This window comes from Rhodococcus baikonurensis (assembly GCF_040489275.1).
In the GTDB taxonomy this organism is placed as follows: domain Bacteria; phylum Actinomycetota; class Actinomycetes; order Mycobacteriales; family Mycobacteriaceae; genus Rhodococcus_F; species Rhodococcus_F baikonurensis.
In genome coordinates this window covers 359802-384690 of sequence record NZ_JBEUOQ010000005.1, presented here as the reverse complement: position 1 = coordinate 384690, position 24889 = coordinate 359802, and the positions used below count along the sequence as shown (strand labels likewise).

The 24889-nt window shown below is 63.5% G+C and carries 21 protein-coding genes; 10 read left to right on the top strand and 11 right to left on the bottom strand.

What is annotated here, in order from left to right; genetic code table 11:
* Positions 1-15 precede the first annotated feature (15 nt).
* Positions 16-1605 carry an Hsp70 family protein gene (locus ABWI03_RS15160; RefSeq protein WP_298778617.1) on the bottom strand — a complete coding sequence of 530 codons (1590 nt, stop codon included), beginning with the start codon at positions 1603-1605 and terminating at the stop codon, positions 16-18.
* Between the two features lie 161 nt (positions 1606-1766).
* On the opposite strand from ABWI03_RS15160, the gene ABWI03_RS15155 reads away from it, so the two are divergent.
* Entirely contained in the window at positions 1767-2327 is a 561-nt protein-coding gene (locus tag ABWI03_RS15155; protein ID WP_095968922.1) for a potassium channel family protein, read from the top strand.
* 91 nt (positions 2328-2418) lie between these two features.
* On the opposite strand, the gene ABWI03_RS15150 is transcribed toward ABWI03_RS15155, so the two are convergent.
* Positions 2419-4134, bottom strand: a complete 1716-nt coding sequence (locus ABWI03_RS15150; protein ID WP_124566535.1) for a TIGR03767 family metallophosphoesterase — start codon at positions 4132-4134, stop codon at positions 2419-2421.
* A 233-nt stretch (positions 4135-4367) separates the two neighbouring features.
* Between ABWI03_RS15150 and groES the strand changes: the two genes are divergently transcribed.
* Entirely contained in the window at positions 4368-4667 is a 300-nt protein-coding gene (gene groES, locus ABWI03_RS15145; protein WP_003940763.1) for a co-chaperone GroES, read from the top strand.
* A gap of 86 nt (positions 4668-4753) precedes the next feature.
* On the top strand, positions 4754-6364 hold the full coding sequence (groL, locus tag ABWI03_RS15140; protein ID WP_003940715.1) for a chaperonin GroEL: 1611 nt from the start codon (positions 4754-4756) through the stop codon (positions 6362-6364).
* 76 nt (positions 6365-6440) lie between these two features.
* Here groL and ABWI03_RS15135 read toward each other — a convergent pair whose 3' ends face one another.
* The 4 genes from ABWI03_RS15135 to ABWI03_RS15120 all read right to left on the bottom strand — a co-directional run bounded on the left by ABWI03_RS15135 (position 6441) and on the right by ABWI03_RS15120 (position 9064).
* Entirely contained in the window at positions 6441-7178 is a 738-nt protein-coding gene (locus ABWI03_RS15135) for an anti-sigma factor (RefSeq protein ID WP_095968924.1), read from the bottom strand.
* A gap of 1 nt (position 7179) precedes the next feature.
* Positions 7180-7848 carry a sigma-70 family RNA polymerase sigma factor gene (locus tag ABWI03_RS15130; protein WP_283376904.1) on the bottom strand — a complete coding sequence of 223 codons (669 nt, stop codon included), beginning with the start codon at positions 7846-7848 and terminating at the stop codon, positions 7180-7182.
* Positions 7849-7936: 88 nt separating this feature from the next.
* Positions 7937-8602, bottom strand: coding sequence for a fasciclin domain-containing protein (locus tag ABWI03_RS15125; protein ID WP_007728616.1), 666 nt, complete (start codon positions 8600-8602; stop codon positions 7937-7939).
* 165 nt (positions 8603-8767) lie between these two features.
* Positions 8768-9064, bottom strand: coding sequence for a WhiB family transcriptional regulator (locus ABWI03_RS15120; protein WP_003940939.1), 297 nt, complete (start codon positions 9062-9064; stop codon positions 8768-8770).
* A 653-nt stretch (positions 9065-9717) separates the two neighbouring features.
* On the opposite strand from ABWI03_RS15120, the gene ABWI03_RS15115 reads away from it, so the two are divergent.
* The 3 genes from ABWI03_RS15115 (at position 9718) to ABWI03_RS15105 (ending at position 12206) form a co-directional block, all read left to right on the top strand.
* Entirely contained in the window at positions 9718-10536 is an 819-nt protein-coding gene (locus tag ABWI03_RS15115; protein WP_298778609.1) for a hypothetical protein, read from the top strand.
* A gap of 175 nt (positions 10537-10711) precedes the next feature.
* Positions 10712-11290 (top strand): sigma-70 family RNA polymerase sigma factor, encoded by a 579-nt coding sequence (locus ABWI03_RS15110; protein WP_003940953.1) that lies wholly within the window; start codon positions 10712-10714, stop codon positions 11288-11290.
* Positions 11274-12206 carry an anti-sigma-D factor RsdA gene (locus tag ABWI03_RS15105; protein WP_435054136.1) on the top strand — a complete coding sequence of 311 codons (933 nt, stop codon included), beginning with the start codon at positions 11274-11276 and terminating at the stop codon, positions 12204-12206. The genes ABWI03_RS15110 and ABWI03_RS15105 overlap by 17 nt, the downstream gene beginning before the upstream one ends.
* Positions 12207-12293: 87 nt before the next feature.
* Here the strand turns inward: ABWI03_RS15105 and ABWI03_RS15100 are convergent, their stop codons facing one another.
* Positions 12294-12698 carry a DUF5319 domain-containing protein gene (locus tag ABWI03_RS15100; protein WP_095968927.1) on the bottom strand — a complete coding sequence of 135 codons (405 nt, stop codon included), beginning with the start codon at positions 12696-12698 and terminating at the stop codon, positions 12294-12296.
* Positions 12699-12942: 244 nt separating this feature from the next.
* On the opposite strand from ABWI03_RS15100, the gene guaB reads away from it, so the two are divergent.
* From guaB to ABWI03_RS15085, 3 genes are all read left to right on the top strand, one after another.
* Complete coding sequence (guaB, locus tag ABWI03_RS15095) at positions 12943-14466, top strand: IMP dehydrogenase (RefSeq protein WP_020723641.1); 1524 nt, start codon at positions 12943-12945, stop codon at positions 14464-14466.
* 27 nt (positions 14467-14493) lie between these two features.
* Complete coding sequence (locus tag ABWI03_RS15090; RefSeq protein ID WP_124566532.1) at positions 14494-15633, top strand: GuaB3 family IMP dehydrogenase-related protein; 1140 nt, start codon at positions 14494-14496, stop codon at positions 15631-15633.
* Positions 15634-15806: 173 nt separating this feature from the next.
* Entirely contained in the window at positions 15807-17561 is a 1755-nt protein-coding gene (locus tag ABWI03_RS15085; protein ID WP_124566531.1) for a GMC oxidoreductase, read from the top strand.
* Between the two features lie 84 nt (positions 17562-17645).
* On the opposite strand, the gene ABWI03_RS15080 is transcribed toward ABWI03_RS15085, so the two are convergent.
* Positions 17646-19403, bottom strand: coding sequence for an Ig-like domain-containing protein (locus tag ABWI03_RS15080; protein ID WP_166810891.1), 1758 nt, complete (start codon positions 19401-19403; stop codon positions 17646-17648).
* A gap of 51 nt (positions 19404-19454) precedes the next feature.
* The gene (locus ABWI03_RS15075; protein WP_298778599.1) at positions 19455-21224 is read right to left on the bottom strand and encodes an Ig-like domain-containing protein; all 1770 of its coding nucleotides are present in this window, start codon (positions 21222-21224) and stop codon (positions 19455-19457) included.
* A 367-nt stretch (positions 21225-21591) separates the two neighbouring features.
* Between ABWI03_RS15075 and guaA the strand changes: the two genes are divergently transcribed.
* Entirely contained in the window at positions 21592-23163 is a 1572-nt protein-coding gene (gene guaA / locus ABWI03_RS15070) for a glutamine-hydrolyzing GMP synthase (protein ID WP_020969072.1), read from the top strand.
* A gap of 52 nt (positions 23164-23215) precedes the next feature.
* Here the strand turns inward: guaA and ABWI03_RS15065 are convergent, their stop codons facing one another.
* Both ABWI03_RS15065 and ABWI03_RS15060 read right to left on the bottom strand, forming a co-directional pair.
* Positions 23216-23449, bottom strand: coding sequence for a hypothetical protein (locus ABWI03_RS15065; protein ID WP_019747594.1), 234 nt, complete (start codon positions 23447-23449; stop codon positions 23216-23218).
* Positions 23446-24840, bottom strand: a complete 1395-nt coding sequence (locus tag ABWI03_RS15060) for a PspC domain-containing protein (RefSeq protein WP_298778592.1) — start codon at positions 24838-24840, stop codon at positions 23446-23448. The genes ABWI03_RS15065 and ABWI03_RS15060 overlap by 4 nt, the downstream gene beginning before the upstream one ends.
* Positions 24841-24889: the final 49 nt, after the last annotated feature.

The following is a 24889-nucleotide window of genomic DNA, read 5'->3' as shown; positions in this document are numbered from 1 at the left end:
TCGACCGACCGAGAATCAACCGACTGGGACCGGTTCCCGATCCGGTGTGGTCGCGGGACCGGTTTCGGGCATCGAGGTATTCGGTTCACCGGGCTTAGTCGTCGGATCACCACCGCCGGGGGCCGTGATTTCGGTTTCGGTGGAACCGCTTCCAGGGTTTTCCGGCGTCGTCGGGTTTTCTCCGCCACTTTCGCCCGGGCCGACACCGCCGCCGGGGTTCGCCTCGGTCGGATCGACCGGAGGCGTCGCCTCGGTGTCCGGGAGCGTCGGCCACCACGCCGGTGGATCGGGCAGTGTGACTCCCGGGATGGTCGGCCAACTCGGTGAGGTTGGTGTGGTCGTCGGCGGCGTAGTTGTCGTCTCGGTGTTCGGGATCGGCGCAGGCGGAAGTGTGTACTGATGTGTTGTGTACGAGTGCGTGTCGTACGGCTGTGAGTCGAACGGCGTTGTGGGATAGCCGTACTGCGGGAACGTGCTGCCTGCTACCGAAGGCAGAGGATCATGCGAGGGGATGATCGTCGATCCGGTGCTCGTCGTCGCTTCGGGGCTCACCGTCGTCGTGGTCGAACCGGTTCCGACAGGCGAGACCGCGGTGTCGTCGGTCGGCACCAATTCCTTTGCACCGTAGCCGAGTACCAGTCCGCCGACCACGAGCGCACCGATCAAAGCGCCCGAGACCTTGGCGGTGGATCCGGAGCGCTGGTCACTTCCGGAGCCCAGCAGGGGGAAACGAATTGCGGTGATCGAATCTGCCAGGAGTGCAGCACCTTTGGTTGCCGCAGTCTCGGGCTCGACGATCTCGACCAGTGGGAGATCGACGGCAGCGGCGACGGCGGACCGCACGGCCGGAATGTGTGCGCCACCGCCGATGAGCACAACGGCTCCGACGGGCCGCGGTGAGCCGTTCACGACTTCACGGATGAAGGTGACGGCGCGCTCGATATCCGGGGCGATGATGGCTTCGAACTCGTCGCGCGTGATTGCCATGGCGTCGACGGGAAGGTCGATGGTCACCTTGGTGGCAGTGGACAGTTGCTCCTTCGCGACGTGGCACCGGGCGGAAAGAAGTTCCGCGTCGGTGTACCGGCGCAGGTGCCCTGGCGCCTTCTCGGTCACGAAGTCGACCAATGCCCGGTCGATTCCGGCCCCCGCGAGGGCGTCGATGCGGTCGGAATGCAGAACTTCACCGGTGTGGTCGACGACGGACACCGTCAGACCCTGATCGCCGACGTCGACCTGAGCTGTCGTGTAGTACCGCTCGGTTTTCCCGGTCTCGGCGAGATACGCGTGTACTGCGGCAGGTTCAGGGATGGCACGGACCTGCTTCGGCGAGCGCGAGAGAGATGACTTGATGCTCGCGAGCTGGTCGTCGGTGCGATAGCTGACACCGATCGAGCGCGGCGCTTCAGATCCGTCCGTTACCTGCGTCGTCATCAGCTTGATGGATGCTCTGACGAGGTCACCGACGTTGGAATTGGCCTGATCCGCCGAGACGAAGCGAGTCTCGGCAGGCACGGCGCCTGGCGCGTTTGTGCTGGTATCGGTGTCGACGAGTGCTGAATAGACACCGGAAGATCCAGTGGAAATTCCCAGTGAACAACTCATCGCACACCTCCTCACAGTCAATACCGGTCAATGTTCAATCGACCGCCGTTATATGAACGTTACAGAAGGTTCGTGAGGATTGCTCAGTGCTTTTCGTCTCCGTGACGTCCTTTTCGGACCGAAAGGGTGGTTTTACCTGCGAAATTGTCGATCATTGATTCATGCGGAAAAAAGGCGATTCTCCCCACATCGACCGGGATCGACGACGCACGCTGATCCGGGGTGCACTGCTTCGACCCACGCTGACGATGATCGCCTTCGGATGTGCGTACTTCTTCCTGCCGTGGATCGATGTCCACACCGTGGGTGCGATCTTCCTCTTGATCGGTGGAGGAGCCGCGGTGCTTGCCGTGACGACCTGGCAGGTGCGTCGAATTCTGCGTTCCGATGTGCCCTCTCTGCAGGCGGTCGAAGCAGTGGCGGTCGTGATGCCGACCTACTTACTCTTGGTGTCCATCACCTATTTTTCGGTCGAGCATGCGAGCGTCGGCAGTTTCACCGAACCGCTGTCGCGTATGGCGGCCCTGTACTTTTCGCTGTCGGTGTTCTCGACCGTCGGCTTCGGTGACATCGCTGCACAGACGGACCTTGCCAGGGGACTCGTGAGCCTCCAGATCGTCTGCAATCTGGTGTTGATCGGATTCGGAGTTCGATTCGTCGTTGCCGCAGTGTCGTGGGCGAAAGCGCACCGCTCGCCTTCGAGCGGACCAGAAGTCACCTAGGACACTGAAGTCGCCTAGGACCCTGAAGTCACCGGGGACCCTGAAGTCACCGGGGACCCTGAAGTCACCCAGGACACTGCGGCAAACGGAGTCATCGTCCGGTGTGGACCAACAATTCGACGTTCTGGTCGACGCCGGCACCCGTCAGCTTCGGGTCGCGGTGGATGTCGTTGAACGACAGTTCGCGGTACAGCGAGGCGAGTCCGGCCGCCGACTTGTCGCTGTAGTCGACGGAATTGGGGCTTTCCGCTTCGAAGAGCGTCGCAAGCAACGACACCGTTCCGTCGTGGTTGTCCGCGATCTCGATGATGCGCCCGAGCTGCGGGTAGTCGATGTGAGAGGCGGTGTTGATCTCCCAGAAGCCCTGCTCGGGGGTCGCGCCGGGCCACGGGGTGATCTTGTTCTCGTGGGTGTGTCCGTTGACCCAGGCAAGTACGTTCGGGAAACGATGCAGCAAGTCGAGAAGCTGTGATCCGCGCAGGCGTGGCTCGAGGACGTTCTCGGGGTCGGGAACGAGATTGTCCATCGTGTCGCTCGTGTGGTGACTGAACAGCACGAAATACGTGTCGCTGCGCGACTCGGTGACACGAGAGCCCGCGGCGTCGTAGTAGGTGCTGCTGCCGGCGCGCAGGGTGTTCTCGATCCACTGGAACTGAGCGGCGCCCAGCGAACCGTCGACAAGGCCTGCGCGGTTGGTGGAGTCCATGCTGATACCGACGACGCCCGGTGCGATCTGGAACGAGTAGTAACCGATACCGGTTTCTCCGGCGTCGGGAGCGAAACCGTGCCCGACGGGACCGGGACCGGTGTGCGCGGGGTCGAGATGTGCGGCGATGAACTGCCGGGGCGTGAACGGCGCGCGCGACGGGTCGGGGGTGACCTGGCGCGGCGGCGTCGTGAAGGCGGACAGGATTCCGGGAATCGCACTGGGATCGAACTTGGTGGCGACGTCGATCTGCTTGGCCTGCTCCGGTGAACCGGGCACCTCGAATTTGAGAGATCCCGTGTACATCGCTTCGAGCGGCGGGATGCCGCTGGGCACCGTGCCGGACACCGAATCGTCGTGGTTGCCGAACACGCAGTACCAAGGGGTGTTCAGGCCGGGGCTCGACACGGGAGTGAAAGCGGCACCGAAGAAGTCCGGGATCTCCGGGAAACCGGCCTTCTTGTACATGTCGAGCATCGGTGACTCGGGGTTCCAGTAGAGATCGGCACCCGAGTTCTGCACGCCCTCGTAGCGGTCCTTGGCACCGGTGTTGGCGACGACGGTACCGCCGTTGAGTGAGGTGAGGAACCAGTCGAGTTCGGCGAATTCCTTGTTGTCGGTGTTGTCGCCGGTGGTGACGACGGCATCGAAGGGGCGCGAGGTGTGCGGGCCACTCCCGATCGAATTGACGCGTCGGACAAGCGAAATCAACCCGTGCGCCGTCAAGGTCTCCTGGGGGCGGAACGCCGAGCCGGTGATCTGATGGACGTATTCGAAGCGCATGGGGGACTGGGCGTCGACGATGTGGACGTCGGTCAACTGCACGAGTGAGGCGAGCGCGGTGCGTCGGTCCTCGCGTCCCGACTTCGGCTCGGCCAACTCGCTGCGCACGATGTTCGCCCAACCGGGCCCGGCGGTGAGCTTGGTGTAGCCGCTGCTGCTGACGGGGGTGGACACGGACTCGAGAGTGGTGCCGGGACCGGACGTCGGAATGGTCGACGCGCCTGCGTATTGCAGGCCCCACGGCTTGCCAAGGCTGACCGCGCCGACGGCGCCGAGTCCGGCGAAGGTCAGAAAACTACGGCGATTGATGTTCGTCACGAAGTGAACAATAGGTGAACGTGGTGGACGGCTGTCCTGTTTCGCTCTGGACGAAGAGAAAAATGCGCCCAGTCCTTGAGGGTTGGCACTCTCACGTATAGAGTGCCAATTGGCGCTGATCGAGTTCCGGCACCCGCGACGACGGGACTGCAGTGACGCGCCGTAAACGGCATACCCAAACAGCTGTCCGAGGATCGCCTCGGACGCACATACCCCAAAGTGGAGGGCTCATCGTGGCGAGCGTCAACATCAAGCCGCTCGAGGACAAGATCCTCGTCCAGGCCAACGAGGCTGAAACGACGACGGCTTCCGGCCTGGTCATTCCTGACACAGCCAAGGAAAAGCCCCAGGAGGGCACCGTCGTTGCAGTCGGCGAAGGCCGCGTCAACGAGCAGGGCAACCGCATCCCGGTCGACGTCAAGGAGGGTGACACGGTCATCTACTCCAAGTACGGCGGAACCGAGATCAAGTACGCCGGCCAGGAATACCTGATCCTGTCGGCACGCGACGTGCTGGCTGTCGTCTCCAAGTAAGACACACGTGATCCGCCCCGGAGTCCACACAGGATCCCGGGGCGGAATGCGTTCACGCCCCGAAGATTCAGGAGCTGACAGAACAGATGTCCAAGCAAATTGCGTTCAACGAGACCGCACGCCGCGCTCTCGAAGCCGGAGTCGACAAGCTTGCCGACGCCGTCAAGGTGACCTTGGGCCCGCGTGGACGCCACGTCGTGCTCGCCAAGGCATTCGGCGGCCCCACCGTCACCAACGACGGTGTGAGCATCGCCCGTGAGATCGAGCTCGAAGATCCCTTCGAGAACCTCGGCGCACAGCTCGTCAAGAGTGTCGCCACCAAGACCAACGATGTTGCCGGCGACGGCACCACCACCGCGACCGTTCTGGCCCAGGCCATCGTCCGCGGCGGACTCAAGAACATCGCAGCGGGCGCGAACCCGATGGCTCTCGGCGTCGGCATCAACGCCGCAGCCGACAAGGTCGTCGAGGAACTGCTCGCCGCAGCCACCCCCGTCGAGGGCGAGAAGTCGATCGCTCAGGTCGCCACCGTTTCCTCGCGTGACGAGGAGATCGGCAAGCTCGTCGGCGAGGCACTCACCCGTGTCGGAACCGACGGCGTCGTGACGGTCGAGGAATCCTCCACCGTTGCAACCGAACTCGTCGTCACCGAAGGTGTGCAGTTCGACAAGGGCTACCTCTCGCCCTACTTCGTCACCGACATCGATGCGCAGAAGGCCGTCTACGAAGACGCGCTGATCCTGCTCTTCCGCGAGAAGATCAGCTCGCTTCCCGACTTCCTGCCGCTGCTCGAGAAGGTTGCCGAATCCGGCAAGCCGCTCTTGATCATCGCCGAGGACGTCGAGGGTGAAGTTCTCTCCACCCTGGTGGTCAACTCCATCCGCAAGACCATCAAGGCCGTTGCCGTCAAGGCGCCGTTCTTCGGTGATCGTCGCAAGGCATTCCTCGACGACCTCGCAGTCGTCACCGCCGGCACCGTCATCAACACCGACGTCGGCCTTTCTCTCAAGGAAGCCGGCCTCGAACTGCTCGGCAGCGCTCGCCGCGTCGTCGTCACCAAGGACGAGACGGTCATCGTCGACGGTGCAGGCACCGCTGACGACATCGCGACCCGCGTTGCGCAGCTGCGTCGCGAGATCGAGAACACCGATTCGGATTGGGACCGCGAGAAGCTCGAAGAGCGTCTGGCGAAGCTGTCCGGCGGCGTGGCCGTCATCAAGGTCGGCGCAGCCACCGAAACCGATCTGAAGGAACGCAAGTTCCGCGTCGAGGATGCGGTCAACGCAGCCAAGGCAGCAGTTTCCGAGGGCATCGTCCCCGGTGGCGGATCGGCTCTCGTCCAGGCCGGTACGGCTCTGATCGGGAACCTCGGCTTGACGGGTGACGAGGCCACCGGCGTTGCCGTGGTCCGTGAAGCCCTCAACGCTCCGTTGTTCTGGATCTCCAGCAACGCAGGCATCGACGGTTCCGTCGTCGTCAGCAAGGTCGCCGAGATGACCAAGGGCGAAGGCTTCAACGCCGCCACCCTCACCTACGGAAACCTGCTTGCCGACGGCGTCGTCGACCCGGTCAAGGTCACTCGCTCGGCAGTGGTCAACGCTGCTTCCGTCGCGCGCATGATCCTCACCACCGAGAGCGCCGTCGTAGAGAAGCCGACCGAGGAAGTTGCCGACACCGGACACGGTCACAGCCACTGATTCGCTGCTCGTAGTTTCGACAAAGAAAAGATCCCCCGCCGGATTCCGGTGGGGGATCTCTTCTTTCGTCTGGCGATCAGATGAGCGGGATCGTCGCGAACGGCTCGCTGGTGGGCTGCTGCGATCCGCCGGGCGGTTCGACCGTGAATGCCAACTTCGTGTTCGGGCCGATGCCGTCGAGCACCACCTGGGTAGTGGGTTTGACGTCGCCCGGAGCCATCGTCCCCATCGGGATCATCGTGGTGTCGTCGGTGTCGCCCGGCACCAGCCACATCTGGTAGACGGTATCCGGACTCGGGGGAGTCACATCGTTCATCACGAGGACTGCGGCGTCCTCGGAGGGCGAGAACAGCGTCGTGGCACTACCGCCGCCCGGGATTTCCCGCGTCGTGGCATGAACGTCGGGTGCTGCCATGATTTCGGACGCTGCGTTCTGCGGCGGAGTGTTGTCGGACAGCGTGCGTCCGATTCCGATGCCGCCGACCAGGATTGCGACTGCGGCTGCCGCGGCAAGTGCAACGGTCCACGGACGTCGACGATTACGGCGCTCGGCCAGCGAGACGGGGGCGTCGGCAGCAGTCGTCTGTGCCGAGATCGAGGCGAGGACGCTACTACGCAGTGACGGCGGGGGCTCGACGGCGTCGACGACGGTCATCGCGGCCATGGTTTCGGCGGTGAGTCGGACCTGGGCGTCGAATTCGGCGCGGGTCGCGGAGTCCGAAGCGGCGAGGCGTCTGTCGACCTCACGGCGCTCGTCGAGGTCCAACGCATCGATCGCGTAGGCGTACGCGTAGTCGATCAGCTCTTCGTCCATCTCACATCACCCCCAAACATCCACGTAGGCGCAGTAGTCCGTCGCGAATTCGCGACTTGATCGTGGGAATCGCCACGCCGAGATCTTCGGCCACTTCGCGGTACGTTCGGCCGCCGTAATATGCGAGAGTCACCGATTGGCGCTGCGTGTCCGTCAGCGTTTCGAGACAGTCCGTGACAGCACGATGCTCGTCTCTTCGCGTCACTTCGTCGCTGACGACGTCGAACTCGGGAGTGGCATTGGTGGTGTCGTAGAGAGCCTGTCGATCCGAACTCGACTGTTCGGAGCGCACGCGATCCACCGCGCGTCGGTGGGCAAGAGTCAGAAGCCAGGAGAGTGCGGACCCCTTGGCAGGGTCGAAACTGTCGGCCGATTTCCAGGCTTGGAGGTAGACCTCTTGGACCGCTTCCTCGGAGAAGCCTGGATCACGGAGTACACGAAGAACCATGCCGTAGACGCGGGAGCTGGTTCGGTCGTAGAACTCGGCAAAGGCGTTCTGGTCGCCACCGGCGACGTTCGCGAGGATCACTGCCAGCTCGCGTGATTCCGCGATTCGAGCGGTGCGGGCCGCAGAGTTGTCCGTCGGGCATGCGTCGGCCGCATCCGACGCATGGTCTGGCTCGCTCACGAAGAGTTGTCTCGCTTCATCGCGTACAACCGTAGCGTGCATGTCCGGTTCTTTTCTCTTGGCCCGCCGTTGGCCGCTGTGCGCCTTTATTAACCGCGGGGGGTTAACAAAGGCGCACAGCAGGTGGGGACTACTGCGGCATCAGCACCGAATCGATGAGGTAGACGGTGGCGTTTGCAGTCTTGACTCCACCGCAGACGACAGTTGCGTCGTTGACCTTGATGTTGTCACCGGATCCGGTGACGGTGACCGTTCCGCCCTCGGCGGTGGGGTGCGTTCCGTCGATCGCGTCAGGGGCGATCTGGCCGGGAACCACGTGGTAGGTGAGGATCTTGGTCAGCGTGGCGCTGTCCGTCTTGAGGCTGTCGATCGTGGCGGGGTCGATCTTGGCGAATGCCGAGTCGATCGGTGCGAAGACGGTGAACTCGCCGCCGTTGAGGGTGTCGACCAGGTTGACGTCCGGGTTGAGCTGGCCGGAGACCGCCGCGGTCAAGGTGGTGAGCAACGGATTGTTGGATGCCGCTGTGGCAACCGGATCCTGGGCCATTCCGCTGACCGAACCGGCGCCGCTCGGTACTGCGGCTGCATAGTCGGCACAACCGGCACCGACCAGATCAGAAGCGGGCTCTGCCATCGCGCTGCTGGGAGACATGCTCGATCCCATTGCAGAAGACGTCATGGCGGCGCTCGAGGTGTCGGTCGACGAATCGTTGTCGTCGGAGGAGCAACCGACGACGCCGAAGACGGCGAAAGAAGCTGCTGCGGTGACTGCCAGAACTCGAGTAGAGGTGTTCATGGGTCTGCCTTCCTGAAGGGATGTGCTGAGGTGCACTGTCAGAAGGCATTCGGAGTCGGTCGTCGACAGGATGGGTCGGAGTCGGAAATTCTTTTCAGGAGCTGACGTAGACAAGCAAAGGCCCCCGAAAACTCTCGGGGGCCTTGTGCGCTCGACCTGCGCGTATCAGGAAGCTATGCGGGTGGTGCGACGGTGGCGCGCATGTAGTTCACGTTCGGTTTCCGACATTCCTCCCCAGATGCCGTACGGCTCGGCGACGGTCAGCGCGTGGCTGCGGCACTGCATCAGTACCGGGCACTGACGGCACATCTCTTTTGCGCGGGTTTCGCGCTGGGCACGTGCTCTACCGCGTTCGCCATCGGGATGGAAGAACATGGAGGAGTCGACTCCGCGGCACAGACCGTGCATCTGCCAGTCCCAGATGTCTGCGTTGGGGCCTGGAAGGTGATTCGGTGCAGGCATGTTGACTCCTTACTGCAAGCTCGCGTTGATCAACGAGCGGACCAAGTTGCCCGGAGGTTATCCGGGCCTTCTGAATCGTTCACGCTTGCTAACCGTAAGGGTGCTGAGTAAATCGCGTCAATAGGCTCGTTCAGTGGCGATCGGCATATATCGAAATACGAGAGTTAACGAAGTATATATTTACATTTCGGGCCCCTCATGCGTTGTGCTGTGGCGATGTTGATATCGCGTCGATCGAGGTGGTGGGCGGCGAGCCTGGCTGCTCGAGATGCGAAACCCACAGATCAGGGATATGTTTGCTGCTGATCGCCCGGCGAAATCACTCAGTCATTCGGCTCGGTTTGCGTCATTTGTCCGATATTGCGCAGGCGGGATAGTGCGCCATTTCGGGACTTAGTGCCCAAGTTTCAACTAGGACATCTGTCCAATAAGTAATGCACAGTTAACGTCACGGATATATGCCCGTTAAATATCATTACGAGTACATTCGGCAAATCTCAGTTGAATATCTGATTAACTCCGACAAACTTGCCATTTCGTGTTTCTGTGCGATTTTCGGCATCGGTCGAGCGCTTGTCTGGCGGTGCTGCTGCCATGATCTACCTGTGTCGACACCTGCGCCCCCTGGACCATCTGCGCCCACCGGATCATTTGTGCCCTCTCAAGCAGCTGCACGTCCAAGCACTCTCGAGTCCGCCGCGTTCGGGGCGGATCCGGATCTCGACCGCCTCCCGGTGCCGAGTATCACCCGGGAGTGGTGGACAACAGCAGTGGTTCTGGGTGGGCAGGGGCATTACGCCCGAGCGCGGGCCGCATTGGATGTCCTGGATCGGCGCACTTCGGGGTTCTCGGCGCATTCGGATCGAGTCCTTGCCTCTCTGTCTGCCAGCACGAGGGCGTCGTTTCTTCGCCAGAGCGGACGCCATGCACTCGCGTCGACGTGGGACGGTCGCGCACTGGCGATCGTCGGCGGCCTGCAAGACGATCCAGAGGCCGCCTGTGACGCTCTGACCGGTCTGGCTGCGGATGCGCTCGGCTGTGGCCGGCTCCCGCTCGGCTGGCGCCTGCTGGCGCAGTGTCGGGCGCGTCTGGGTGAAGAGGCCGGGCTGTGGCGGCAGGAAATTCGGATCGAATGGGTCTCGGCGGAACTCGCACTGGCGGGAGGTGACTTCGCGCGCGCAGGCAGACACGCAGAACGCGCCGTCGAATTGTCGGGGGAATCGGAGTCTGTCCGGCACCGCGTGAAGTCGGATCTACTGCTCAGTGCCACTTTGACCGGAACAGACCCAAGCGCGGCCGTGGAGTTGGCGACGGATGTGCTTGCGCGGTGTCAGCGATACGGTCTGCTGCCCCTGGCCTGGGCGTCGTCGTTGTTGATCGAGGGCGTGAGTGGTGGGAGGACCTCGCCGAGCGCTCGTGAGATCGGCGATCTGATCGCGATGCGCGGTGGATTACTCCTACCTTTGTCGTAATTGCTCCGCCGAAGTCGCCTGCGAACGATTCCCGCAGGGCTGTTTCGTTATCGCGACTGCTGGGCGGGCATGCGGAGACCAGCCGGTCCGGATGGTTACTCTTAGAGGGTTCCGCTGAGAGCGGGAGCACACCCGCTCGGGAGGTGCCACTGTAACGCCAGGATTTTCGCTGACGATGACAAATACGAGCGATGAGTTGGACACCGCGGTCGCCGCTGCTGCGCAGGGCGACCGTACAGCTCTAGCTTTGGTTCTGGAGAACATCCGACCGATGGTGGTGCGCTACTGCCGCGGTCGAGTGGGTGCGGCCGAGCGGGGACACCTGTCCGCTGACGACGTCGCACAGGAAGTGTGTCTGGCCGTGATGACCGCGCTGCCGCGTTATCAGGACCAGGGACGCCCGTTCATGGCCTTTGTGTACGGAATTGCGGCACACAAGGTTGCGGACGCACATCGAAGCTCCGCCCGTAACAAGTCGGAGCCCGTTTCCGAAGTACCGGATGTAATAGCACTGGATGATGGTCCCGAACAACGAGCACTTGATTCGGAGTCCAGCAGACAGATGCACGAACTGCTCGGCACACTTCCGGAGAAGCATCGAGAAATCTTGATACTTCGCCTGGTGGTCGGGATGTCGGCCGAGGAAACGGCCGTCGCCGTCGGTAGTACCGCCGGAGCTGTACGAGTCGCTCAGCACAGGGCGATCGCGAAACTGAAAAAAGAAGTGACGAAAGCAGGTGAGAGCTTTGGCTAGAGACGAGGGGCGTGACGCTTCGAATCTCGGTGATCTCGCCGACGACGGTACGCCAGTGGACTTGGCTGCGGTTCGGCGTGACGATGCGCTGATCGAATCCATTTCGAGTGGTGGACCGGTAGCAACCGATAGCACCGAACAGTACGAACTTGCGTTGATTCTCTCGCAATGGCGTGACGATGTCGTTGCGACTCCGATGCCCGAGGGTCCGTTGTTGGACGATGTCATCGCTGCAATCACAGCGACGCCGTCCGGCTTCTCCGATCGTCAGCGTTCCCGTTCCCGACTGCGCGTGGTCCGCCCGATCGCCGCCGCAGCAGCTGTCGCAGCAGTGGTCTTCGGTGGAGCCACGGCGATGGCGTACGACGCCCAGCCCGGCGATGCCCTCTGGGGCGTCAAGCAGGTCGTCTTCGCCGACGAGGCCAACTCGACGGTTGCGAAGATCGACACGACATCCGAGCTCGAGAAGGCCGAGCGTCTGTTGGCTGCCGGGGACATTCCCGCGGCAAAGATGGTGCTGGACAACGCAGCTCACCGTGCCGATGCGGTCAAGGACTCGCAGGACAAGACCGACCTCGTCGAGCGTTGGGGCAAGTTGATGACGCAGGTCCAGGAGACCACGTCACCCTTGGCGCCGCCGCTGACGACCGATCAGCAGTCCTCGCTTGCCACCTCGCCCACGGCGATTCCGGGGACTTCTGTCAACCCGGCCAACCCTCAGCAGCCTGGCGGCGCAACCACGACGACAACGCCCGACCCTGGAATCATGCAAGCGCCTGGGCCAAGTGCGGCGTCGTCCACACCGTCATCGTCGCCCACGGCAACTACCACGACAACGACGACCACAACCACGACAACGACCTCACTGGCCCCGGCCTCGTCGCCGTCGGGTGATTCTTCGTCACCCCCGCCCTGATCGCATCGTTCCGATCCGAGTCAAACGAAAGTGGCCGACAAGCAATTGCTTGTCGGCCACTTTCGTATGAACTCGGTGGGGTTTCGCTCAGCTGTCGAAACCGTCGCCGTGCATCGCCTCGTTCATCGACGCGTCGGCGTATCCGCGGCAGTAGTCCCACGTGACATATGCCTCAGGCATCGGGTCGTAGGCGGGCTCGTGGGGGCGGACGGTTCCGTCCACGAGGAGCTGCAGCAGGTTTGCGCGCAGCATGTCCCAGTCGTGGTAATGATCTTGTTGGCAGTCCTCGCAGCACACTACGAGACCGCGGATGCCGCGGTGAGCGAGGAGTGCCTCGTAAACGGCGAGGTCAGCGAGATCCTCCTCGACCGCTTGGCGTTCATGGGAGTCGAGTGGTTGACCCGGCTCGATGGCATCGAGAGCCGCGGAGGGGTCAGCTGGGTCGCCGGCGAAGGGATCTGGCGGCAGACCGGGGGGCAGTTGATCACGCACAGCACCACGGTACGCAGGTCAGGGGGGTCAGCGCCACTTGTTACGCGTACCCGCAGCGTGGGTGGGATGGTTCGGACCTTTGAGTGAGCCGATACCATGGTGTGCAACGCCGGGAAAAGGTGCCAGGAATTTCTTTCCGTGTAGGCGCCTTCTATCCGATATCCAGCTTTTCGTAATCCGTTTCGAGGCGGCTGCTACAGCGGTCGCCCTGGGCGAATCTAGGTCCATGGAGGGTCCTGACCGCATGAGTAGTTCTGCAGGACATGTACACACCGGAGGAGACGACCCCAACAAGGTCGCGATGCTGGGACTGACATACGACGACGTGCTGCTGTTGCCTGCCGCGTCCGACGTCATCCCGAGCCAGGTCGACACGTCCAGTCAACTGACCCGCGACATCCGTCTGCGGATTCCGTTGGTCAGCTCTGCGATGGACACTGTCACCGAGTCGCGCATGGCCATTGCGATGGCGCGCGCCGGCGGTATGGGAGTTCTGCACCGCAACTCGTCCGTCGAGGTTCAGGCAGGACAGGTCGAGACCGTCAAGCGCTCCGAGGCCGGCATGGTGACCGACCCCGTCACGTGTAAGCCGACCGACACGATGGGTGAGGTCGACGCGAAGTGCGCTCGCTTCCGCATCTCGGGTCTCCCGGTCACCGACGACGCCGGCCAGCTGGTCGGCATCGTCACGAACCGTGACATGCGTTTCGAGGTCGACCAGAATCGTCCGGTCGTCGAGATCATGACCAAGATGCCGTTGATCACCGCTCAGGAAGGCGTCACCGCGGACGTAGCACTGGGCCTTCTCCGTCGGCACAAGATCGAGAAGCTGCCTATCGTCGACGGCAACGGCAAGCTCACCGGCCTGATCACGGTCAAGGACTTCGTCAAGACCGAGCAGCATCCGGACGCCACCAAGGACCGTGACGGTCGGCTGCTCGTCGGCGCTGCAGTGGGTGCCGGTGACGACGCCTTCCAGCGTGCGATGGCGCTCACCGATGCCGGTGTCGACGTACTGGTGGTGGACAGTGCACACGGGCATTCGTCCAACGTTCTCGACATGATCGCCAAGCTCAAGCGTGAACTGGGCGAGCGGGTTCAGATCATCGGTGGCAATGTCGCTACGCGCGCTGGTGCCCTGGCACTGGTCGAGGCCGGCGTCGATGCCGTGAAGGTCGGAGTCGGCCCTGGTTCCATCTGCACCACTCGCGTCATCGCCGGTGTCGGCGCCCCTCAGGTCACGGCCATCCTGGAAGCGGTTGCCGCGTGCAAGCCGCTCGGTGTGCCCGTCATCGCCGACGGTGGACTCCAGTTCTCCGGTGACATCGCGAAGGCCCTCGCCGCGGGTGCGTCGACGGCCATGCTGGGCTCGCTCCTGGCCGGTACCGCTGAATCGCCCGGCGAACTGATTCTGGTCGGCGGCAAGCAGTTCAAGAGCTACCGCGGCATGGGTTCGCTCGGGGCGATGCAGTCGCGTGGCGAGGCCAAGTCGTACTCCAAGGACCGGTACTTCCAGGACGACGTACTTTCCGAGGACAAGTTGGTTCCGGAAGGCATCGAAGGACGCGTTCCGTTCCGTGGCCCGCTCTCCCAGGTGACGCATCAGCTCACCGGTGGTCTGCGCGCTGCCATGGGTTACACGGGGTCGGCGACGATCGAGCACCTGCAGAACGCTCAGTTCGTCCAGATCACGGCGGCCGGCTTGAAGGAAAGCCATCCGCACGACATCACGATGACTGTCGAAGCACCCAACTACACCGCTCGTTAGCAACCAGTACACGAGAAAGGGGCGCGCGTGCGCGACCTCGTTGAGATCGGCATGGGTCGAACGGCCCGACGTACCTACGAGTTGGACGATGTGAACATCGTTCCCTCCCGGCGAACCCGTTCGTCGAAGGAGGTGTCGACTGCTTGGCAGCTCGACGCTTACAGGTTCGACATTCCCGTCCTCGCACATCCCACCGACGCGTTGGTCTCGCCGACCTTCGCGATCGAGCTGGGTAAGCGCGGCGGACTCGGTGTCATCAACGGTGAAGGCCTGTGGGGCCGTCACCCCGATGTCGAGGAGAAGCTCCGGCGTCTCGTCGAGATCGCCGAGAAGGACGGTGGCGTCGACGCGGCCATCCGTTACCTGCAGGAGTTGCACGCGGCGCCGCTGCAGTCCGGTCTTCTGGCCGCTGCGGTCGCGCAGGTCCGTGATTCCGGGGTCACCACTGCCGTTCGCGTCAGCCCGCAGAATGCGCGCGCGCTGACACCCGAGCTGATCAAGGCCGGAATCGACCTGCTGGTCGTCCACGGCACGATCATCTCGGCGGAGCACGTCGTGCACACCGAGCAGGAACCGCTCAACCTCAAGACGTTCATCTCCGAACTGGACGTTCCGGTTGTCGCGGGTGGGGTCAGTGACCACCGCACTGCGCTGCACCTGATGCGTACCGGCGCTGCCGGTGTCATCGTCGGATACGGCTCCACCGAGGGTGCAACCACCACCGGTGAGGTCCTGGGTATCGGGGTTCCGATGGCCACGGCCATCGCCGATGCTGCAGCAGCCAGGCGCGACTACCTCGACGAGACGGGTGGACGCTACGTCCACGTCATCGCCGACGGTGACATCGCAACGTCGGGTGATCTGGCGAAGGCAATCGCCTGCGGTGCCGACGCTGCTGTTCTGGGCACGCCGCTGGCGGTGTCCGCCGAGGCGCCGGGTGGCGGCTGGTACTGGCCGTCCGCTGCGGCTCATCCTTCGGTTCCGCGTGGAGCGCTTCTTCCGGTTTCCTACGGTGAGCGTCCGAGCCTGGATCAGGTTCTGAGCGGTCCTTCGGATGATCCGTACGGTTCGCTGAACTTCGTCGGTGGTCTCCGTCGGTCGATGGCCAAGGCCGGATACTCCGATCTCAAGGAGTTCCAGAAGGTCGGATTGACCGTCCGCGCGTAGTTTGTACCGTTCTGTGGCCCCGGTTCTTCGTGAACCGGGGCCACAGTTCGTTGTGCAGGACTTTCTCCCGTTCCTGATACTTGTGGTTACGCTTATGAGGCCCCTTGTGGTGGTAGTCACAAGGGATAGGTGCATACTGGCGGGTAACTACGGTTCACGGTGGAGGTGTCCTGATGGGCAAGCAACGGGCAACGGACTACGACGTACTGATCGTCGGATCCGGGTTCGGCGGAAGCGTGAGTGCGCTTCGTCTCGTGGAGAAGGGCTACAAGGTCGGCGTCATCGAAGCCGGCCGACGGTATGCCGACGAAGATTTCGCGAAGACCAGTTGGGATCTCAAGAAGTTCCTCTGGGCTCCGAAACTGGGTTGTTTCGGCATTCAGCGCGTACACCTGCTGCGCGACTGCCTCATTCTCGCGGGCGCGGGTGTCGGCGGTGGATCGTTGAACTACGCCAACACGCTTTACCAGCCGCCGGAGCCGTTCTTCCAGGACAAGCAGTGGGCTCACATCACCGACTGGCGCAGTGAACTCACGCCGTACTACGAGCAGGCTCAGAAGATGCTCGGCGTCGTTCAGAATCCGCACATGACGCCCGCTGACGAGATCATGAAGTCGGTCGCCGACGACATGGGCGTCGGTGACACGTTCATCCAGACGCCCGTCGGCGTCTACTTCGGTGAGCCGGGCAAGAAGGCGAAGGACCCGTACTTCGGCGGCGTCGGACCCGAGCGCACCGGTTGCATCGAGTGCGGCGAGTGCATGACGGGCTGCCGTCACGGAGCGAAGAACACTCTGCTCAAGAACTATCTGGGCCTTGCCGAGACAGCCGGCGCCGAGATCATTCCGATGACCACCGTGTCCGGACTACGCGAGGCTCGCGACGGTTCGTGGGACGTGTTCACCGAGCGAACCGGTGCATTCGGACGCAAGAACCGCCGCACCTACACAGCTGCGAACGTCATTCTCGCGGCCGGAACGTGGGGCACTCAGCATCTGCTCTTCGACATGAAGGACACCGGAGCGCTGCCCAAGCTCTCCGACAAGCTCGGCGAGCTGACTCGAACGAACTCCGAATCCATCGTCGGCGCAGGCAAGTACAAGGTCGATCCTGCTCTCGACCTGACCCGCGGAGTGGCGATCACGTCGTCGTTCCACCCGAGCAGCGACACCCACATCGAGCCGGTCCGCTACGGCAAGGGATCGAACGCGATGGGCCTGTTGCAGACCTTGATGACCGATGGCGGCGGCAAGACACCCCGGTGGATCAAGTTCCTCGGTGTGGTCGCGAAGAACCCGTACCAGATGTTGCGCATGTTGACGGTCAAGGACTGGAGTGAGCGCACGATCATCGCGCTCGTCATGCAGAACCTCGACAACTCCATCACCACGTACACGAAGAAGGGCCTGTTCGGTCGACGCAAGGTCACCAGCAAGCAGGGCCACGGTCAGCCGAACCCGACGTGGATTCCGGAGGGTAACGAGGCGACGCGTCGAGTTGCCGAGAAGATCGACGGCGTCGCGGGCGGCACGTGGGGCGAGATCTTCAACGTTCCGCTGACGGCGCACTTCCTCGGCGGTTGCGCTATCGCGTCGGATTCCGATCACGGCGTCATCGATCCGTACCACCGGGTGTACGGCTACCCGACGCTCAGCGTCGTCGACGGTGCAGCGGTCTCGGCCAATCTCGGCGTGAATCCGTCGCTGACCATTGCCGCCCAGGCCGAGCGCTCGGCGTCGCTGTGGCCGAACAAGGGGGAGACCGACCTGCGTCCCGCCCAGGGCAGCGGCTACGAACGCTTGGCACCGATTGCACCCAAGTCGCCCGTCGTGCCGGCGTCGGCTCCGGCCGCGCTGGTTCTGCCGATCGTGAAGATCACCGGCGGCAAGACGGCCACTGCTGTTCCGGTGGAGCCTGCAGCCGGATAGTTCACCGAGAACCGAAAAAGGGGCGTGTCGTCGAGGATTCGACGGCACGCCCCTTTTGCAGTTTCAGATCGTCAGCCCACCTTGTCAGCCGCCCAGCGATCCGAAGAGAGTGCCGAGGTCGAGGCTGCCGGTTCCGCCGCCGGGTCCGCCGTCGGTATCACCGGGGACAGTCAGGGTCTGCGGCGCGGATGCCGAGGACGTGTAGCCCGCAGCGCCCACGAATTCTGCAGTGACACTGTAGGTCCCGGAGTTGTAGAACGTCGCCGGTACCGTTGCGACACCGTTGACCACATCGACCGGTCCACCGATGAGGGTGTCACCGATCTTGAACTGGACCTTGCCCGAGGCTCCGGCCGGATCGATCGTTGCCTTGAGCGTCACCGGGGTGTTCTTCTGAACAGTTCCGACGGCGTCGAGGACCGTGGTCGTCTCGACGTCGGCCGGAGCCGGAGTCGTCACACTGACCGGGAATGCCGGGGCAGCGGACGGCGCGAATCCTGGTGAGCCCGTGAACTTCGCGACAACCTTGTGCGTTCCGGTCGAGGCGAAGGTGTACGGAGCGATGGCAACTCCGTCGGTTCCGACCGTGGCACTGACCGTTTCGGTGCCGTCGACGATGAAGTCGACGGTGCCGCCGGTACCCTGCGGATCGACCTTGGCGGTCAGATTGACGTCCTGTCCGACCTTTGCGGTCGACGGCGACACCGTGGCCGTCGTGGTCACGGCGTCCGGCGGTGCATCGGTCGTGACGGTCACGATCTTGGCCGACGCCGACGTCGACGCCAGGAACCCGGGGGCGCCGCTGTAGCTCGCGGTGATGGAGTGCGGTCCGTCCTCGGTGAAGGTCGGGGAGATGCTGGCCGATCCAGCCGTTACCGGCGCCGCGTCTCCGAGGGGGTTGTCGCCGTCGAAGAACTGGACGGTTCCACCGGTCGCGCCGCCGCTCACGTTGGCCGACAGAGTGACGGGGGTTCCGTTCTTGGCATTGGCCGGCCCGACCACCGTGGTGGTGGTTGCCTTGTCCGCCTCGATGATCCGCGTCGTGGCGAGGGGGCCTGCGCCGCTGTTGAGCGGACCGTTCTCGGCGTCACGCGGGGTGCATCGCGTGGGTGCCCAGGCGGTGATGACCAAGGTGGCCTTGGGGAGGAACGTGAGGAAGTTGCGATCGTTGTTCCACGCTCCTGCGCTGCCGCCGGTGCGTACCTTCATCGCGACGTCCCCTGAATCACCGGCCTTGAGAATTGCCTTGACCTGGGGGAGCTGGAACTGCGTGTAGCCGTCGGCGTTATTGGAACCGTCGACGTTCTTACCGGTCGCCTTGACGACGATGCCGCCCTCGGAGTTGATGCTCGAGCTCGGGCTGTTTCCGATGACCTGGTTGTTTCCGGAGAGGCGCAGAATCGTTCCGTTGGGATCGACGTTGCCGTTCTCGTTGACGCGCAGGATGTTCGGCGCGACACCGCTGAGCCCAGCCGAAGTACCGGGGACGATGGTGGCTTCCACCAGGGTGGCGTTCGCGGGAACATCGACGTCGACCTTGATACGGGAGACGTTCTGGACGGTGGCCCCCGAAGCGGATCCAGGGAAGGCGATGGGGCCGGGTTGGATGGTGACCTCGAAGGTCTCACCGGCTCCGACGCTCTCCGGTGCGTCGACGATGACCGAACCGGACTGGGACTGCGTGGTCGGACCGGCGACAGCGGACGGGGTTGCGAGGCAACTCGTTCCGAAAGTTGTCGTCACCGGTGCTGCTGATGCGGGGATTCCCGCGAGGATGACGCCACTGGCGAGTGCCGTGGCGGCGATCGGCGCCGCGATGCGGCGTCTGGAATACACGAACATGGATTCTCCTGAGCTTGGTACGGGAGTGGTGTCCAAAGCTGATGTGGGGGACTAGCTTCCGAAGAGCGGGATCAGGCCGCTCAGTGAACCGGTGTCCAGGCTTCCGGTGCCGCCGCCGTCGGTCGGTGCGGTGCCGACCTGCACGACCGTCGGGCCGGAGACGGAGTTCTTCCAACCGGCGTCGCCGACGAAGTTGGCAGTGAGGCCGAATGTTCCTTCGTCGTCGAAGGTGTGCGTGAGTGTCGCGACTCCGTTGACGACGGCAACGGGTGCGCCGATGGGCGTCGTGCCGGACTTGAACTGGATCATTCCGTTTGATGTTCCGGGTGCAACGGTGGCCTTGAGCTGCAATGCCTTTCCGACCTGAGCGGCGCCGCTGACAGTCAGGATCGTCGTGGTGTCCGCGCGGGCAGGCTCGGGATCGGTCACGTTCACCGTGAACGACGTGGACGTGGAGCCGACGAATCCGGTTCCGCCGGAGAACTCGGCAACCACGGCTGCGGCACCGGCTGACGCGAAGGTGTGCGGGAGGATCGCGACGCCGTCACCCGTGCCGACCGGTGCGGTACCGACCTCGGTGCCGTCGACCTTGAACGTCACGGTTCCGCTGCTCGGGATGGGGGAGACGGTGGCCGAAAGGTTGGTCGGTTCACCGACCACTGCTGTGAGCGGTTCGACAACTGTGGTCGTGGTTCCCCAGTCGGGATCGCTGACGTCGAGTTGAGTTGCGGTGGACACTGAATCGCCGTAGCCGGCCTCGCCGGTGAAGACTGCGGTGAAGATGTGCGTGCCGGAAGCGTCGTAGCTGCGGGTCAGGGAAGCCGTTCCGTCGACCACGGCCACCGGTGCGCCGAGGTTGGTGTCGCCGTCCTTGAACTGCACCGTGCCCACGGCGTTCGCCGGTGTGACGACGGCGCTCACGGTGATGCTGTCACCGACCAATGCGGCGTTCGGAGCCGAGATCGTGGTGGTGGTGTCCGCGGAGACGTCGACGGTCTGGACTCCGGAGGTCGAGCTGTGGAATCCCGGACCGGCGTTGTAGGCGGCGGTGATGTCGTGGGTGCCGACGCTGTCGAAGGTGTGGGAAAGGGTGGCGCTACCGGTGGCAACCGGGACGGGTGAGCCGATGTCGTTTCCGCCGTCCTTGAACTGGACGGTGCCCGTCGCGTCGGACGGCGCAACTGTCGCGGTCAGGTCGACAGGAGTGCCGACCTTCGCCGTTGCCGGTGCAACCAGTGTGGTCCCGGTGGCGACAGACGGGTCGACGACCTGGACATTGACGTTGATCGGGTTGAGGCCCTGCTGCGTGCTGAAGGCGTTGACGTCGAAGAGCATGCCGCTGTCGTACGTACCGAAGGCCGTTGCGACGGGGACCGTGTAGGTCGCTTCCAGTGTCACGGATTGGTTCTTCTTGACGACGAATCCACCGACCAGGAAGGTGCATCCGCTCGAGCACTTCGCGGAGACTCCGCCATCCGATTCGTTGCTGATGGTGGCCCGGGTGGTCACACCCAGGTAGGTGGCCTTGGCGCTGCCCGGCACGAGGACGAATCCAGCGGGCGGGATGTCACGGATCTTTGCGATCGACCGTTCGATGCCGCTTTCGTTGTGCTTGATCTCGGTCTTGTACGTGACGGTGTCGCCCGGGTGAACTGCCGCGTTCCCGATGACACTCTTCGTGAAGATCAGGTTGTCGGTCGTGCCGGTGAAGCTGGTGGGCGGAGCTTCGTCAGCAGTGGCCGGCGTGCCGAGGACTAGAAGTCCGGCGGCAGCCGTCACAGCCGCGACAGGTATGGCGAGTCGTCGTATGAATCGACGCACAGGTCCTCCTCGAGGTGAGCGCCGTTCGGCGGCGCCGGCCGTTTGCGATCGTGATCCTGATCACTTGACGGGCGAGATTACCTTTACTGGACGTTTGGTTCAGGCGAATCGGTCAAACGTCCAGAAAATTCACCCTTCGTCTATTTCGGGCCCTGGCCTGCGATGATGTCGCTGATTTGATTGCCGAAGCTAAGGTGCGGGTGATTGGGGCGTCGTTGACCTGGACGGTGGTCTAGATCAGCGCGAGGTCGCCTCGCAGTTCTGAGAGTCGGCCTGTGTAGTGACGTACCTCGCGCTCACTCGGTCGAGGAGCGGGCCGAGTCCATGCATGCGCAGAAGCGCTGGCCGCGGCGATTAGACTGCACCTGTGGCAGATATCGAGCAGCAGAGACCAGTTCTTGTCGTCGACTTCGGAGCGCAGTACGCGCAGTTGATCGCACGGCGAGTTCGCGAAGCCAAGGTCTACTCGGAGGTGATTCCGCACACCACGACCGTCGAGGAGATCGTGGCCAAGAACCCCTTGGCTGTTGTGCTCTCGGGTGGGCCCTCGAGTGTCTACGCAGACGGTGCTCCCAAGCTCGATCCCGCACTTTTCGATCACGACATCCCGGTTTTCGGAATCTGCTACGGATTCCAGGCCATGGCAGGCGCCCTCGGCGGCACCGTTGCCGAGACCGGCACCCGTGAATACGGCCGTACCGACATCGCGGTATCCGGTGGGTTGCTGCACGACGGACTTCCCGCGACGCAGCCGGTGTGGATGAGTCACGGCGACGCCGTCACCGAAGCGCCTTCCGGCTTCGAGGTGACCGCGACCAGTGATGGCGCTCCCGTCGCGGCGTTCGAGGATCGCGCCCGCAAGCTCGCCGGTGTGCAGTACCACCCCGAGGTTCTGCATTCGCCGCACGGTCAGCAGGTCCTGAGTCGCTTCCTGCACGAGATCGCCGGTATCCCGGCAGCGTGGACGGCGTCGAACATCGCCGATGCGCTGATCGAGCAGGTTCGCGAGCAGGTCGGCGATGGACACGCCATCTGTGGTCTGTCCGGTGGTGTCGACTCCGCTGTCGCTGCGGCTTTGGTTCAGCGTGCAATCGGCGACCGGTTGACATGTGTCTTCGTCGATCACGGTTTGATGCGTGCTGGTGAGCGCACACAGGTCGAGCAGGACTTCGTCGCGGCAACCGGTGCGCGCCTGATCACCGTGGATGCCGCTGACACCTTCATCGGTGAGCTGGCAGGGGTCACCGATCCCGAGACCAAGCGCAAGATCATCGGCCGCGAGTTCATCCGCAGCTTCGAAGGCGCGGTCAGTGATGTTCTGGGCGAGAACGCATCTCACGGTGCGACCGTCGACTTCCTGGTCCAGGGCACGCTCTACCCGGACGTCGTGGAGTCCGGCGGCGGCACGGGAACCGCAAACATCAAGAGCCATCACAACGTCGGCGGACTGCCGGAAGACCTGCAGTTCAAATTGGTCGAACCGCTGCGTCTGCTGTTCAAGGACGAGGTCCGTGCAGTGGGCCGCGAACTCGGCCTGCCGGAAGAGATCGTCGGACGCCAGCCGTTCCCCGGTCCCGGACTCGGTATCCGCATCATCGGTGAGGTCACCCGCGATCGCCTCGAGATTCTGCGTCAGGCAGATTCCATTGCGCGCGAAGAGCTTACGTCTGCAGGCTTGGACGGAACGATCTGGCAGTGCCCGGTGGTTCTCCTCGCCGACGTCCGCAGCGTGGGCGTGCAGGGTGACGGCCGGACGTACGGTCATCCGATCGTGCTGCGTCCGGTCTCGAGTGAAGACGCGATGACCGCGGACTGGACCCGTCTGCCGTACGAGACCCTCGAGCGCATCTCGACTCGAATCACCAACGAGGTTGCGGACGTGAACCGCGTAGTCCTCGACGTGACGAGCAAGCCGCCGGGAACTATCGAGTGGGAGTAAAAACTACTGTGCGCCTTTATTAACCCCCGCGGTTAATAAAGGCGCACAGCAGTTACTTTCGGTTGCGCCGATTCGGCAGAATCACCAGCAGTAGTCCTGCCACGACGGCGGCACCGACGAACAGCCAACGGAATTGAATGTTCGCTGCCGGCGCCAGGGAGAACGGCCCGACCAACGCCCACACGCTGACCAACAGTGCGGCCAGTCCTGCGATCAGCAGAAGTGCCGAGGGGCGCTTGGACTCTCGGGTCTCGTCATGGTCTGTCGTCTCGTCGTACTCGCTCATGATTGCGTCACCTTCAGACTGCCGAACGTGGCTTTGGCGTTGATGGTCAGTGTGGGCGAATCCGGTCTCGCTTCACGACCCGGGTGTACCCCGCCGTCGAGGCAACCGGATCCGTCACCCATGACGACGGTGCAACTGTTCTTGACGTTGACGGTTGGCGGCACCATGACGGTGAACTCGCCGAACGACGCCGCGACGTCGATGGTCTTGTCCTCGGTGAACGTGACCCCGTTGAGGTCGAGAGTGAAGCTGCCGAAGGCTCCCGAGTACGACGGATCCAACTCGGAAGCTGTTGCCGGAGTCCACCTTTGCTCACCCGAGGCGTCGAACTCTATGGGGTAGACCAACGAGGCAAGCAGTACGAAGCCCACGAGCGGTCCGGTGACGACCAGCAGGCCGTATCCCTTTCGGAAGAATGCTCCGAGAATCAGACCGATGGCGATGACGGCCAACCCGACCGCGCCGACTCGGCCAGGAGTGAACCAGTCGTTGCCGGTTGCCGCGCCCGCAGCCCCGGTGACGGCGGCGACGATGATCGAGAGTCCGAGCACTGTCAGCGTCCAACGCGAGCGACGCTTACGCGGTGGCAACGGCAGCAGCGGCGTGGCCTTGACTGCCGGGTCCGGGAGATCCCAGGCGAACGGAGCAACACCGAGCGGATCCCAGGAGGGCGGTGTGATGGCGGCCTCGCCGATCACCTCGGTCGGATTGGTGGCGGGCGAAGCGCCGGGGTCCTTCGACAGGTCGATCGTCGGATGACCGGCCTGGGATTGCGGTGACTGCTGCGACTGTTCGACCGGCCGTTCCTCGGGCACGTAGCTGTCGGGGAGTTTGGTGTACGGCGTGTACACGGGCGGCTGATTGGGTGCGAAGTATCCGGGAGTGAACGGACCAGGCGTGAATCCGGTTCCTGGATACGCGGTACCCGCGCCGACGTACGGCGACGTGTTCTGCGGCAGTGCAGGCGGGACGGGCGCTCGCTGGTAGAGCAGCCACAGGCCGCCGACCATCAGGATCAGCCCGATCAGTCCGGAGCCACCCAGACCGACGCCGACGGGCCCGACGGTCGTGGCCGCGATGGCGAGAGCCACCAACAAGACGATGGTCTTGGTACTGGAATCGGAACTGTGTCCGCGGCCCATCAACGACTGAGCGGGAGACGATCCGTCACCGGCGCGGGCGAGCACCAACCAGCCCGCGAGGTAGAGAAGGATGCCTGAGCCGCCGAAAATGGTGGAGGCGACAAAGGCCACGCGTACCAGAATGGGGTCGATGCCGTACCGGTATCCGATTCCGGCGCATACCCCGGCCACGTGACCTTGTGCCGGCAGACGCACGGGGCGGGTCCGCCACAGATCCTGGATCTGTTCTTGGAAAGTCGGATTGTTCATGAATCAATCCTGGCTTCCGGGGCGGCCTCCGCGCATCAGGGCCAACCCT